Origin of the sequence: Agromyces sp. Leaf222 (genome assembly GCF_001421565.1) — a bacterium.
Taxonomy (GTDB): domain Bacteria; phylum Actinomycetota; class Actinomycetes; order Actinomycetales; family Microbacteriaceae; genus Agromyces.
The window spans coordinates 106,236-118,208 of record NZ_LMKQ01000001.1; the positions used below are offsets into that span (position 1 = coordinate 106,236).

Annotated in this window: 13 protein-coding genes; 4 read left to right on the plus strand and 9 right to left on the minus strand. The window is 70.7% G+C overall.

Annotated features, from left to right (window positions below; translation table 11 throughout):
• Positions 1-311: 311 nt before the first annotated feature.
• Both ASE68_RS00525 and ASE68_RS00530 read left to right on the plus strand, forming a co-directional pair.
• Positions 312-1,082, plus strand: a complete 771-nt coding sequence (locus tag ASE68_RS00525) for a phosphatase PAP2 family protein (RefSeq protein ID WP_055853982.1) — start codon at positions 312-314, stop codon at positions 1,080-1,082.
• A 5-nt stretch (positions 1,083-1,087) separates the two neighbouring features.
• A complete protein-coding gene (locus ASE68_RS00530) occupies positions 1,088-1,858 on the plus strand; it encodes a phosphatase PAP2 family protein (protein WP_082461740.1) in 771 nt (256 codons plus the stop codon).
• Between the two features lie 15 nt (positions 1,859-1,873).
• Here ASE68_RS00530 and ASE68_RS00535 read toward each other — a convergent pair whose 3' ends face one another.
• Genes ASE68_RS00535 through ASE68_RS00555 form a run of 5 tightly spaced genes read right to left on the minus strand, consistent with a single transcriptional unit; the run spans position 1,874 to position 5,971 of the window.
• Positions 1,874-2,278, minus strand: coding sequence for a Fur family transcriptional regulator (locus ASE68_RS00535; RefSeq protein WP_055853985.1), 405 nt, complete (start codon positions 2,276-2,278; stop codon positions 1,874-1,876).
• Positions 2,275-3,117 carry a metal ABC transporter permease gene (locus tag ASE68_RS00540; RefSeq protein ID WP_082461743.1) on the minus strand — a complete coding sequence of 281 codons (843 nt, stop codon included), beginning with the start codon at positions 3,115-3,117 and terminating at the stop codon, positions 2,275-2,277. Before ASE68_RS00540 ends, ASE68_RS00535 begins: the two co-directional genes overlap by 4 nt.
• Positions 3,114-4,040 (minus strand): metal ABC transporter permease, encoded by a 927-nt coding sequence (locus tag ASE68_RS00545; protein ID WP_055853988.1) that lies wholly within the window; start codon positions 4,038-4,040, stop codon positions 3,114-3,116. Before ASE68_RS00545 ends, ASE68_RS00540 begins: the two co-directional genes overlap by 4 nt.
• A 49-nt stretch (positions 4,041-4,089) precedes the next feature.
• Positions 4,090-4,905: a metal ABC transporter ATP-binding protein gene (locus ASE68_RS00550; RefSeq protein WP_055853991.1), complete on the minus strand. Its 816-nt coding sequence runs from the start codon at positions 4,903-4,905 to the stop codon at positions 4,090-4,092.
• 4 nt (positions 4,906-4,909) lie between these two features.
• Positions 4,910-5,971: a metal ABC transporter substrate-binding protein gene (locus ASE68_RS00555; RefSeq protein WP_082462286.1), complete on the minus strand. Its 1,062-nt coding sequence runs from the start codon at positions 5,969-5,971 to the stop codon at positions 4,910-4,912.
• 119 nt (positions 5,972-6,090) lie between these two features.
• Here ASE68_RS00555 and ASE68_RS00560 point away from each other — a divergent pair, with 119 nt between their 5' ends.
• On the plus strand, positions 6,091-6,585 hold the full coding sequence (locus ASE68_RS00560; RefSeq protein ID WP_162238229.1) for a GNAT family N-acetyltransferase: 495 nt from the start codon (positions 6,091-6,093) through the stop codon (positions 6,583-6,585).
• Positions 6,586-6,689: 104 nt separating this feature from the next.
• On the opposite strand, the gene ASE68_RS00565 is transcribed toward ASE68_RS00560, so the two are convergent.
• The 4 genes from ASE68_RS00565 to ASE68_RS00580 all read right to left on the minus strand — a co-directional run bounded on the left by ASE68_RS00565 (position 6,690) and on the right by ASE68_RS00580 (position 11,526).
• A complete protein-coding gene (locus ASE68_RS00565) occupies positions 6,690-8,111 on the minus strand; it encodes a dihydrolipoamide acetyltransferase family protein (RefSeq protein WP_055853996.1) in 1,422 nt (473 codons plus the stop codon).
• Between the two features lie 57 nt (positions 8,112-8,168).
• On the minus strand, positions 8,169-9,128 hold the full coding sequence (locus ASE68_RS00570) for an alpha-ketoacid dehydrogenase subunit beta (protein WP_055860392.1): 960 nt from the start codon (positions 9,126-9,128) through the stop codon (positions 8,169-8,171).
• A gap of 137 nt (positions 9,129-9,265) precedes the next feature.
• Positions 9,266-10,399, minus strand: a complete 1,134-nt coding sequence (locus tag ASE68_RS00575) for a thiamine pyrophosphate-dependent dehydrogenase E1 component subunit alpha (protein WP_055853998.1) — start codon at positions 10,397-10,399, stop codon at positions 9,266-9,268.
• A gap of 17 nt (positions 10,400-10,416) precedes the next feature.
• The gene (locus ASE68_RS00580) at positions 10,417-11,526 is read right to left on the minus strand and encodes a histidinol-phosphate transaminase (RefSeq protein ID WP_055860395.1); all 1,110 of its coding nucleotides are present in this window, start codon (positions 11,524-11,526) and stop codon (positions 10,417-10,419) included.
• Between the two features lie 54 nt (positions 11,527-11,580).
• Here ASE68_RS00580 and ASE68_RS00585 point away from each other — a divergent pair, with 54 nt between their 5' ends.
• Complete coding sequence (locus ASE68_RS00585) at positions 11,581-11,964, plus strand: phage holin family protein (RefSeq protein ID WP_055854000.1); 384 nt, start codon at positions 11,581-11,583, stop codon at positions 11,962-11,964.
• Positions 11,965-11,973: the final 9 nt, after the last annotated feature.

The window sequence follows — 11,973 nt, forward strand, 5'->3', positions numbered from 1 at the left end:
CGACCCCCGTCGCGGGAACCGCCGAAGCGGGTCTCGCCGAGGGGCGCGGACTGGGTGGGTCGACCCGTGAGGGCCGTAGACCACCGTATGGCCGTGCGACGGAGGCCGCCAAATCGAATCTGAAGAATTATCACTTGATCTGGGGTTTCCGATGACCTGAGTTCGGATGGAACGGTGATGGGGGTGCCGGCTAGCATCTCGCGCCCGGTGGCGCAACGCCTCGACCTGGGCTTCGCTGCACGCACCGACCGGCCCTACGGTGAAGGAACCCGAACCCGCCTCCCGCGGGAACCCGGCTGAAAGGCAACATCATGACGGAGACGACCGAGCGGCCCGGCCGGTTGCGCCGCTTCCACGAGCGGTTCATCGTGGAGGAGCGGGTCGTCCCGGCATCCGCGAGACGCAACCTCTTCATCGTCGCGCTCATCCTCGTCGTCGCCGGCCTCGCCGCGTTCCTCTTCATCTTCGACTCGGTGCTCGAAGCCGACGACATCTCATCGGTGGACGCGCCGGTCGAGCACTGGCTCGACGGCAACCATGCCGAGTGGGTCACGATCGTCATGATCGTGCTCGCGACCGTCTTCGGACCGATCGCGATGCCCATCATCATCCTCGTCACGACGGTCACGTGGGGCATCGCGGCCAAGCACGCCTGGCGTCCGTTGCTGCTCGCCGGCGGCATGTTGCTCGGCGTGATCATCGTGCAGGTGCTCGCCCCCGTCATCTCGCGCGAGCGACCGCCCGTCGGCGACATGATGCTCGAGATCGACCACACGTCGTCGTTCCCATCGGGGCACGTCATGGGCGTGGCCGACTTCCTCTTCATCACGACGTACCTCGTGTTCTCCCGCCACCGCAGGCCGGTGATCACGGTGCTCGCGTTCGTCGCGGCATCCGTCATCGTGCTGCTCACCGCCGCCTGCCGCATCTACCTCGGCTATCACTGGGCCACCGACGCGCTCGCGTCGATCGCCCTGTCGCTCGTCGTGCTCGGCATCGTGATCGCCGTCGACACCTGGCGCACGGTGCGCGTGGGCACGCCCGCCGAAGTGGACGCGTCGGAGGCCGATCGGGACGAATGAGCCGCATGGAGGAGCAGCAGCCCGGCGACGACCGGCGCCCGCATGCCGACCGGCCGGGCGAGGTCGACGGTCACGGGGCCCACCCGGCCGTGACGGCCTCCACTGCGCCTGCTGCCGTGCGCGTGGCCCGGTTCTGGCCGGTCGTGTCGGGCGGAGCCGCGCTCGCGCTGGTGACGGTGCTCGCCCTCGTGCTCGTCTATCGCGGGCAGGACAAGCCGTTCGGGTTCGAGGTCGAGTACATGGCCGGGCTGGCCGCGAACCGGGCCGACTGGCTGACGACGCCCGCGCTCGTGTTCAACGCCGTGGGCGGCGGCCTCCTGTCGACCTTCGCCGTGCCGGCGGTGATCGTCGGCGGCCTGCTGCTCTTCCGACGGCCGTGGGCCGCCGGCTACTACCTCCTGGCGACCGTCGCGAGCGCGACCCTCACGCGCGTCATCAAGGTCGTCGTGGCGCGTCCGCGACCCGAGGAGATCCTGGTGCAGCCTGATTTCGGGTCGTTCCCGTCCGGACACAGCGCCAACGCGGCGGTGACCGCGGTCGCCCTCGGCCTCATCTTCCTGCGCACCTGGGTCTGGGTGACGGGTGCCGTGTACACGCTGCTCATGATGTTCAGCCGCACCTACCTCGGCGCGCACTGGATCTCCGACACGGTCGGCGGCCTGCTCGTCGGTGCCGGCATCGCCGTGATCATCTGGGCGCCGTTCGCGAACCGGCTGTATCGAGAGCATCGGATGCCGCATCCACCCGTCTGGGTGCACCTGCGGCATCATGCCTAGGGCGCCGTCGACCCCTCAGGCCTGATCGGCGGCGAGCAGCACCGTGCAGTCGGCGCAGAGCCCGAACACGTCGACGACATGCGCGGCCTGGGTGAACCCGTGCTCGGCCGCGACCACCTTGGCCCACGCCTCGACCTCGTCGGCGGCGATCTCGACCGTGAGTCCGCAGTTGCGGCAGATCAGGTGGTGGTGGTGGCCGGTCGTGCTGCAGGCCCGGTAGAGCGCCTCGCCGTCCGGCGACTGCAGCGAGTCGGCCTCGCCGGAGGTCGCCAGGTCGCCGAGCGCGCGGTAGACCGTCGCGAGGCCGATCGGCGAGCCGCTGGCGTGCAGCGACGAGTGCAGCGCCTGGGCGCTGATGAAGCCCTCGGTGCCGTCGAGTGCCTCTCGAACGGCTTCGCGTTGCCAGGTGTTGCGCTTCATGCGGTGCGTGCGTCCTCTGCGGTCTCCACGGGAATCGCGGATGCCCTCCACGGTAGCGCGCGCAGCTTGGAGCCGACGAGGGCGATGACGAGGAACGCGGTCGCCGTGAGCACGATCGCGGGGCCCGCGGCGATCGCGAATGCGCGTGAGGCGAGCACCCCGAGCACCCCGGATGCCGCGCCGATCACGGGTGCGACCACGAGCATGCCGCGGTAGGTCGAGGTCACGACGCGCGCCGCCGCCGCCGGTGCGGCGATGAGCGCGATCGCGAGGATCGCCCCGACGGCGGGCAGCGCGCTCACCACGGTCGCGGCCGTGAGCCCGAGCGCGAGCAGCTCGATCGGCCACTCGCGCCGTCCGGTCGCTCGGAATCCGGCCTGGTCGAACGTCGAGAACACGATGCTGCGCCCGAACAGCACGACGAGCACGAGCGCGGCGACCCCCACCAGGGCGGCGAGCAGGATGTCGCCGTCGGTCACGGTGAGGATCGAGCCGACGAGCAGCGACTCGGGCTGCACGGGCAGGCTCGGCACGACGGCCGCGAGGATGGCTCCAGCCGCGAATCCGCCGGTGAGCACGATGCCGGCCGCGACCTGCGCACCCTGGTTGCGCACGCGCGCGATGCCCGTCATCACGAGCACGAGCACGACGGATGCCGCGGCGGCCCCGAGTGGAACGCTCACGCCGAGCGCGGCCGCCGCGACGGCGCCCGGGTAGGTGCCGTGGGTGAGCGCCTGGGCGAAGAACGTGCGCTTGCGCAGCACCACGAGGCATCCGACGAATCCGCCGACGGCGCCGATCACGATGGCCGCGAGCATGGCCCGCTCGAAGTAGCTCATGCGGCCCCCTCCCCCGTCGACGCGGCGGTTGCGCGCGACCCGGCGGCTGCCGACGGCGGTGCCGCGGCGCGCCGTCCGACGGCGTCGCGAACGAGACGGCCGAGCAGCACCACGGCGTAGGCGAGCACGAAGACGGCGACGATCGTGCTGCCGGCGGGGAGGTCGACACCGGCTCCGACGCTCGCCGCGAACCCCGTGGCGAGGCCGAGCCACGATGCGAGCGCGGCGAACACCCCGGCGACCGGGAAGAGCAGCCAGAGGCGCCCGGTCAGCAGGCGCGCGACGGCTCCGGGCACGACGAGCAGGGCCAGCACGAGCAGCGATCCGACGGTGCTCGCCCCGGCCACCACGACGAGCGCGACGGCCACGTTCAGCGTGAGGTCCAGCGCGAACCCCGAATTGCCCGCTGCGCGACTGCCGGCCGCGTCGAACGCCCGGAAGACCTGCTGCTTCGCGGTCAGCGCGACGAGCACCAGTGCGATCGACGAGACCACGACGAGCGGCACGACGTCGGACGGCGGAATCGTGAGCACGCGACCGAAGAGCAGCTCCTCGAGCGCGCCGGCGTAGTCGTCGCTCTTCGACACGACGATCACGCCGACGCTGAACGCGGCCGTGAGCACGACGGCGATGCCCGCATCGGAGGCGACGTTCGATCGCATGAGCCAGGTCAGCAGCACGGCGCCGATGAGCGCCGCGACGGCGGCCCCGGGAAGCACGCCCGACGCGCCGCCGACCGCGAGGCCGACCGCGAGACCGGGGAACACGGCATGCGTGAGCCCGTCGGTGATGAACTCGAGGCTCCGCAGGTTGACGAGCACGCCGACGACACCCGCGATCACCGAGAGCACGAGCATCACGACGAGGGCGCGCCACATGAAGGGCAGCGCGAACGCGCCGAACAGGGCGTCGGTGAGGCTCATGCGCCGCCACTCCCCCGCACCGGATGCCGGGTGTATTCCGTTTTCGGCATCAATGGCCCTCGTGGCCGGGAACGACGAGGGTGTGCTCATCGATCTCCACCTCGACGCCCGCGAAGCAGCGCTGCACGTTCGCCAGGGTGAGGGCGTCGTCGACCGGGCCGAAGGCCGTCTGGCGCCCGTTCACGAGCAGCACGAGATCGCAGACCTGACGGGCGAGCTCGAGGTCGTGCGTCGAGACGAGCACGGCGACGCCTTCGCCCTTCAGACGACGCAGCGTCGCGACGAGTGCGTCGCGGTTCGGCTGGTCGAGCCCGTTGAAGGGCTCGTCGAGCAGCAGCAGGCTCGGATCGGCGGCGAGCGCGCGTGCGAGGAGCCCTCGTTGCCGCTGACCGCCCGAGAGCGACCCGAAGCGCTTCGTCGCGAACTCGGTCAGGCCGACGGTCTCGAGCGCGTGTCGCACCGCCGCGCGATCGGCCCGCCCCGGCCAGCGCAGCAGGCCGAGCCGGCGGTAGCGGCCCTGCATCACGACCTGCTCGAGGCTGATCGGGAAGTCGACGTCGAACTCCATGGTCTGCGGCAGGAACCCGACCATGCCTCGATCGGCATGTGCTTCGTCGCCGACGACGCCACGGGCCTCGATGCTCGCTGCCGCCGGGGCTGCCGGACGCCCGAGGAACATGCGCCCGCGCGTGAGCGGCACGAGGCCGAGCACGCCGCGGAGCAGCGTCGACTTGCCGGCGCCGTTCGGACCGATGAGCGCCACGGCCTCGCCGGGCGCGATCGCGAAGTCGAGGTCGCTCACGCCGTCGCCCCCGGGATACGTGAACGCGGCGCCCTCGAAGCTCAGAACCGCGATGGCACTCATGGGGTCATCCTTGCAGCGACGCCGGAAGCGCGGAAGGCTCCACGCCCCACGACTCGACGATCAGGCGGGTGTTGTGCACCTGCGAGCCGACGTAGGTCTCACCTTCGGTGCCGGCTTCGCCGAGCGAGTCGCCGTAGAGCGCATCGGGACCCGAGTAGACGGTGACCCCCGCCTCGCGGGCGATCGCCTCTGCGGCCTTCGGCGAGAGCGAGGCCTCGGAGAACACGGCCTTCGTGCCGGTCGCCTCGATGGCCGCGACGAGTTCGTCGATCTCGGCGGCGCTCGGTTCGGCGTTGTCGTCGAAGCTCGGGATCACGCTGCCCACGAAGTCGAGGTCGTATGCGTCGACGTAGTACGTGAAGGCGTCGTGGTTGGTGACCAACAGGCGCTGGCCCTCGGGAACCTGGCCGACGCTCTGCTCGATCCACTCGTCGAGGGCGACGAGCTTCGCCACGTAGGCGGAGGTCGCAGTCTCCAGTCCGGCGGCGTCGACGCCGTCGAGGCCGGCCAGACCCTCGGAGATGTTCTCGACCATGCGCTCGGCCAGTTCGGGGTCGGTCCAGATGTGGGGGTTGCCCGCGCCGTGATCGTGCTCGTCGTGCTCGTCATCCGCATGCTCGTCGGCGGCGTGATCGTCGGCGGCGTGATCGTCGTGCTCATGGTCGTGGTCATCGGTCGCGAAGAGCTCGATGCCCGTGCTGGAGTCGATGAGCACGCCGTCGAAGCCCGACGCCTGCAGCGCGTCGTCGAGCCAGGACTCGAGCCCCGCGCCGTTCATCACGACCGCGTCGGCGTCGGCGAGGGCCAGCAGCTGGGCCGCCGACGGGTCGAAGCTGTGGGCGCTCTGCCCCGGGGAGAGCAGCTGGGTGATCTCGGCGTCGTCGCCCACGAGCTCGTGCACGAAGTCGCCGACCTGGGTCGTGGTCGCGACGATCTGCAGGCCGGTCGTGTCACCGGATGCCGCGGGGGAGGCGCACCCGCTCAGCAGCAGCGTTCCCGTGCCGATCGTCGCGATCGCGGCGAGGATCGGGAGTGTGCGCGGGGAGCGGGTGGGGGAGTGCCTCATGACCACGAACCTACGCTTATTGATAATGATTGTCAAAACCATGTGCGCAGGTTGCGCGTACGTGAAATCTCCGTCACAACCGCTCGCGCATGTCGGTCGCCCATGCGAACATGAGGCACGTGGATACAGCGACCCCTTCACTCACGTTGCGTCCGTTCACCGTCGAAGACGCCGAGCGGCTGCTCTCCGGCGAGGTCGATCCGCGTGACGGCTGGGAGGGCGGCTACTCGTTCACCGAAGAGCCCGAACTGCTGCTCGAGTACGTCGCCGCGGTGCGCGCCTCGGGTGATCCGAAGCCCTTCGGGCCATATCTCGTGCACCTCGTCGACGGTGAGGTCACGGGCGCCGCGGTGGGCGGCGTCAACCTGTTCGGCCCGCTCTCCGATGAGGGTGCGATCGAGTTCGCCTTCGCGCTCGTCCCGGCCGCTCGCGGTCGCGGGCTCGCCGACCAGGTCGTGAGCGAGGCGCTCGCGCTCGCCCGCGCGAACGGCGCCCGCATCGTGCGCGCCGAGGCCGAGATCGCGAACCTGCCGGCCCGCCGCGTGCTCGAGCGCTCGGGCATGGGCGAGAGCGCTCGCGCCGACGGGTCGATCACCTACGAGATCCGGTTCTGAGGCTTCTCCGACCGGCACGCAACAGCCCGGTCGAGTAAGCACGGCACCCGCACCGCCGGTCGAGAAGGCGCCCCGGCGCCGGATCGAGACCGGCGACCAGCCGGCTACTCCAGCATCAACGCGGGTTCTTCGATGATCGACGCGACATCGGCCAGGAACCGGCTCGCGACGTCGCCGTCGACCACACGGTGATCGAACGATGCACCGATCGTCGTGACGAAGCGCGGGCGCACCTCGCCGTCGACCACCCACGGCTTCTGCTTGATCGTGCCGAGGGCCACGATGGCGACCTCGCCGGGGTTCAGGATCGGCGTGCCGGTGTCCATGCCGAAGACGCCGATGTTCGTCACCGTGATCGTGCCGTTCGCCATCTCGGCCGGCTGCGTGCGCCCCTCACGGGCGACGAGCGTCAGCTGCTCGAGCGCGGTGGCGAGCTCGACCATGGTCATCGACTGCGCCTCCTTGACGTTCGGCACGATGAGCCCGCGGGGCGTCGCCGCGGCGACGCCGAGGTTCACGTAGTGCTTCACGATGATCTCGGAGTCGGTCCACTGCGCGTTCACCGACGGGTTGCGGCGAACGGCCCAGATCATGGCCTTCGCCATGATCAGCAGCGGCGAGACGCGCACGCCCGCGAAGTCGGTCGAGGCCTTGAGCCGCTTGACGTACTCCATCGTGCGGGTGGCGTCGACGTCGACGAACACGCTCACATGCGGCGCGGAGTATGCACTCTGCACCATCGCCGCCGCGATGGCCTTGCGCACGCCCTTCACGGGGATGCGCTCCTCGCGATCGGTGGGCGCCTCGGGCGTCTGGATGTTGCGGAACACGCTCGCCTGGCTCGCCTCGCGGATCACGTCGTCGCGCGTGATGTCGCCGATCGGCCCCGTGGGCGCGACCCGCGAGAGGTCGACGCCGAGGTCCTTCGCGAGCTTGCGGATCGGCGGCTTCGCGATGACCGGAACGCCGGAGTCGGGGCGCGTCGGCGCGGGCGCCGAGGCGTCGGGGGCCGGGGTGGTGACCGGCGGGGCGGGCGGCGTCGGTGCGAGGTGCTCGTGAGCGCCCCCGGGAGACGGATGCCGCTGACGTCTGGTCGCGGACGGCCCCGACGTGCCGTGGCCGACGAGCACCGCGCCGCCGCCCTCGGAGGGCGCGGGCGCGTGGGACGCGACCGTGGCCGGCGCCGCAGGGGTTGCTGGAGCAGGGGAGGCAGCGGTCGCGGCGGCGGGAGCACTAGCGGCCCCGGCGGACCCCGGTGCCGGCGCGGACGGCGCGCCCGCGGCATCCGCCGTCTGCACCACGAGGATGGGGGTGCCGACGTCGACCGTGGCGCCCTCGGCGACCAGCAGCTCGGTCACGACGCCCTCGAAGGCGCTCGGCAGCTCGACCAGCGACTTGGCCGTCTCGATCTCGACGAACACCTGGTCGAGCGCGATCGAGTCGCCGGGCGCGACTCGCCACTGCACGATCTCGGCCTCGGTGAGTCCTTCACCGACGTCTGGCAACGGGAACCGGATCTCAGTCATGTGTCCACCCTCGCAGTCGGTCTATGCCGTCATCGTCATATCGAGATCGTGTCGTCGTCAGTACGCGAGCGCACGGTCGACGGCTTCGAGCACCCGGTCGGGGCTCGGCAGGTACTCGGTCTCGAGCGCGGCCGGCGGGAACGGCGTGTCGAAGCTCGAGACCCGCAGCACGGGCGCCTCGAGCGAGTAGAAGGCGCGCTCGGCGACGGTCGCGGCGATCTCCGAACCGACGCTGACCGAGCCGTAGGCCTCCTGCGCGACGACGAGCCGGCCCGTGCGGCCGACCGATTCGAGCAGGGGCCCGTAGTCGATGGGGGAGAGCGAGCGAAGGTCGACGACCTCGAGGCTCGTGCCCTCGCCCGCGGCGATGTCGGCGGCCTGCAGCAGGGTCGAGATCATCGCGCCGTGCCCCACGACGGTGACGTCGCTTCCCGAGCGGATGACGCGGCTCGAGTGCAGCGGCACCCCCGAGTGGTCGAGGTTGACCGGGCCCTTCGGCCAGTACCGGCTCTTGGGCTCGAAGAACAACACGGGGTCGTTCGAGGCGATCGCCTCCTGGATCATCCAGTACGCGTCGTGCGGGCTCGAGGGGCTGACCACGCGCAGGCCGGGCGTGTGCGCGAAGTAGGCCTCCGGGCTCTCCTGGTGGTGCTCGATCGAGCCGATGTGCCCGCCATAGGGCACGCGGATCACGACGGGCATCGACAGCGACCCGTCGTGGCGGAGCGTCATGCGCGACAGCTGCGTCGTGATCTGGTCGAACGCCGGGAAGATGAAGCCGTCGAACTGGATCTCGATGACCGGCCGGTAGCCGCGCATCGCGAGCCCGATGGCCGTGCCGACGATGCCGGACTCGGCGAGCGGCGTGTCGAGCACGCGGTGGTCGCCGAACTCGGCCTGGAGGCCCTCGGTGACGCGGAACACGCCGCCGAGCGGCCCGATGTCCTCGCCCATGAGGAGCACCTTGTCGTCGGCTCGCAGCGCCTCGCGGAGTCCGGCGGTGATCGCCTTGGCCATCGAGAGCGTCTGCACGCCCTTCACGGCGGGCTCCGCGGATGCCGCGGGCTCGCCGCTCGACGGGCCGGGCACGTTGGACTCGGTCGCCGTGGCGGGCTCGACCGCGCCGGCCTGCAGCTGCTCCTCGATGTCGGTGCTCACGCCGCGCCCCCTTCGAATCCGGTCTCGTACGCCTGGAGCCACGCCGACTGCTCGGCCAGCGCCGGATGCGCCTCGCTGTAGACGTGCTCGAAGATCTTCTCCCGTGTCGGAGCGACGACCTCGAGGGCCCGCTTGCGGACGTCGCTCGCGACATCCGCCGCCTCTTCGTCGACCGAGTCGAAGAACGCAGCCGAGGCGCCGCGGGACTCGAGCCACGCGCGGTAGCGGATGATCGGGTCGCGCTGCGCCCAGTAGGCGACCTCGTCGTCGGTGCGGTACTTCGTGGGGTCGTCGGCCGTGGTGTGCGCGCCCATGCGGTAGGTCAGCGCCTCGATGAAGCTCGGGCCGTCGCCGGCGCGCGCCTCTTCGAGCGCGACGCGAGTGGCCGCGTAGCTGACGAGCACGTCGTTGCCGTCGATGCGCAGGCTCGGCATGCCGAACCCGCCGCCGCGGAGGCCCAGCGGGCTGCGCGACTGCCGCGAGACCGGCACCGAGATCGCCCACTGGTTGTTCTGCACGAAGAAGACCTGGGGCGACTGGTAGCTCGAGGCGAACACGAGCGCCTCGCTCGCGTCGCCCTGCGAGGTCGCGCCGTCGCCGTAGTACACCAGCACCGCGGCATCCGTCTCGGGGTCGCCGGTTCCGGACGCCCCGTCGAACTTGATGCCCATGGCGTAGCCCGTGGCGTGCAGCGTCTGCGACGCGAGCACGAGCGTGTAGAGGTGGAAGTTGCCGTTCTCGGCGGGGTTCCACCCGCCGAGCGTCACGCCGCGGAGCAGTCCGAAGATGCGCACCGGGTCGAGCCCGCGGATCATGCCGACGATGTGCTCGCGGTACGACGGGAAGATGTGGTCCTGCGGGCGAGCTGCCCTGGCGGAGCCGACCTGCGCGGCCTCCTGGCCGTGGCTCGGCACCCAGAGCGCGAGCTGGCCCTGCCGCTGCAGGTTCGCGCCGGTGATGTCGAGGCGGCGCGACACGACCATGTCGCGGTGGAACTGCTCGAGCGTCGCGTCGTCGAGCGCCTCGATCAGCGGGAGGTAGGCCTCGGCCTCGGGGGAGGGCCTGAGCGCTCCCTCGGGGGTCAGCAGTTGCACCGTCGGCGCGGTGAATTCTCGTTCCTGGGCGACCACGGGTTTCACGCTACCCGCTACTTCGGGTGCCCTTCTTGTGAACCTGGTACAAGCTCTCGCAGAATCTCAAGGAGGATTTCGATAGAGGCCTCCTCGCCGATCGACACTCGGATGCCCTCGGGCGGGAAGGCGCGCACCACGACACCGGCGTCGAACAGGCGCTCGGCGACCGCGACCGTCTCGGCGCCGGTGGGCAGCCAGACGAAGTTGCCCAGCGCCTCGGGGATCGGCCAGCCGAGCGCGATGAGGCCGTCGCGGAGGCGCGTTCGGCGCTCGACGATCACGTCGACCCTGGCGAGCAGTTCACGCTCGGCGGCGGGTTCGAGCGACGCGATGCCCGCTGCGCTGCCGCCGGCCGTGACACCCAGGGGGATCGCGGTCGCGCGCGCCGCATCGAGGATCGCGACCGGCCCGACGGCGTAGCCGACGCGCAGCCCCGCGAGCCCGTAGGCCTTCGAGAAGGTGCGCAGCACCACGAGGTTCGGGTAGCGGCCGATGAGCGTTCGCCCGTCGACGGATGCCGCGTCGCGGACGAACTCGATGTATGCCTCGTCGAGCAGCACGAGCAGGTCGCCGGGCACGCGGGCCATGAACGCCTCGAACTCGGCGGCGGTGACCGTCACGCCCGTCGGGTTGTTGGGAGAGCAGACGATGACGACGCGCGTGCGGTCGGTGATCGCGTCGGCCATGGCGTCGAGGTCGTGCCCGTGGTCCGGCCGGTTCGGGATCTGCACGCTCGTGGCTCCCGAGACGGTCACGAGTCCGGGGTAGGCCTCGAACGAGCGCCAGGAGTAGAGCACCTCGTCGCCCGCGGCGGCCGCGGCGAGGATGAACTGGGCCAGCAGCGCGACGGAACCGTCGCCGATGAGCACCTCGTCTGAGGTGACGCCGAATCGCCCGGCGAGCTTCTCGCGGAGCGCCAGCGCGGTCGCGTCGGGATACCGGTTGATTTGCGCGGCCGTCGCCGCGACCGCCTCGGCCACGCCGGGGAGCGGGTCGAACGGGTTCTCGTTGCTCGAGAGCTTGTAGCCCTCGGCGGGCGCGGGGCGCCCCTGACGGTACGGGGGAAGCGCGGCGATCTCTGGGCGGAGGCGGATGCCCGGCGCCGTCGACTCGGGATTGGTCACGGATTCCACGGTACCTTCTCGCACTTCGTCGGTCGCGTCTGGAAGAGTTGGCCCATGCGGTTCATCATCAAGGTCCTGGTCGTCGCGTTCGCCCTCTGGCTCACGACGCTGCTCGTCGGCGGCGTCAACGTCGTTCCCTACGACGACACGCCGATCGGCACCGTGCTGACCTACCTGCTCGTCGCGCTGATCTTCGGCCTCGTGAACGCCATCATCGGCACGTTCATCCGCATCGTGGCCTTCCCGTTGTACCTGCTCACCCTCGGGCTGATCTCGTTCATCGTCAACGGCCTGCTGCTCCTCATCGTCGATTGGCTCAGCGACCTCATGGGCTTCGGTCTCGTGGTCGAGTCGTTCTGGTGGGGCGTGCTCGGTGCGCTGGTGCTCGGCCTGTTCAGCTGGCTCATCGGCCTCGTGGTTCGGCCCAGCCGGGACTGACGCGGCGTT

Excerpts from the sequence above, each read along its gene's own strand:
- ASE68_RS00525 (WP_055853982.1), top strand. The coding sequence starts at position 312 with ATGACGGAGACGACCGAGCGGCCCGGCCGGTTGCGCCGCTTCCACGAG.
- ASE68_RS00530 (WP_082461740.1), top strand. The coding sequence starts at position 1,088 with ATGGAGGAGCAGCAGCCCGGCGACGACCGGCGCCCGCATGCCGACCGG.
- ASE68_RS00585 (WP_055854000.1), top strand. The coding sequence starts at position 11,581 with ATGCGGTTCATCATCAAGGTCCTGGTCGTCGCGTTCGCCCTCTGGCTC.
- ASE68_RS00545 (WP_055853988.1), bottom strand. The coding sequence starts at position 4,040 with ATGAGCCTCACCGACGCCCTGTTCGGCGCGTTCGCGCTGCCCTTCATG.
- ASE68_RS00570 (WP_055860392.1), bottom strand. The coding sequence starts at position 9,128 with ATGGCCAAGGCGATCACCGCCGGACTCCGCGAGGCGCTGCGAGCCGAC.
- ASE68_RS00540 (WP_082461743.1), bottom strand. The coding sequence starts at position 3,117 with ATGAGCTACTTCGAGCGGGCCATGCTCGCGGCCATCGTGATCGGCGCC.
- ASE68_RS00555 (WP_082462286.1), bottom strand. The coding sequence starts at position 5,971 with ATGAGGCACTCCCCCACCCGCTCCCCGCGCACACTCCCGATCCTCGCC.
- ASE68_RS00550 (WP_055853991.1), bottom strand. The coding sequence starts at position 4,905 with ATGAGTGCCATCGCGGTTCTGAGCTTCGAGGGCGCCGCGTTCACGTAT.
- ASE68_RS00535 (WP_055853985.1), bottom strand. The coding sequence starts at position 2,278 with ATGAAGCGCAACACCTGGCAACGCGAAGCCGTTCGAGAGGCACTCGAC.
- ASE68_RS00565 (WP_055853996.1), bottom strand. The coding sequence starts at position 8,111 with ATGACTGAGATCCGGTTCCCGTTGCCAGACGTCGGTGAAGGACTCACC.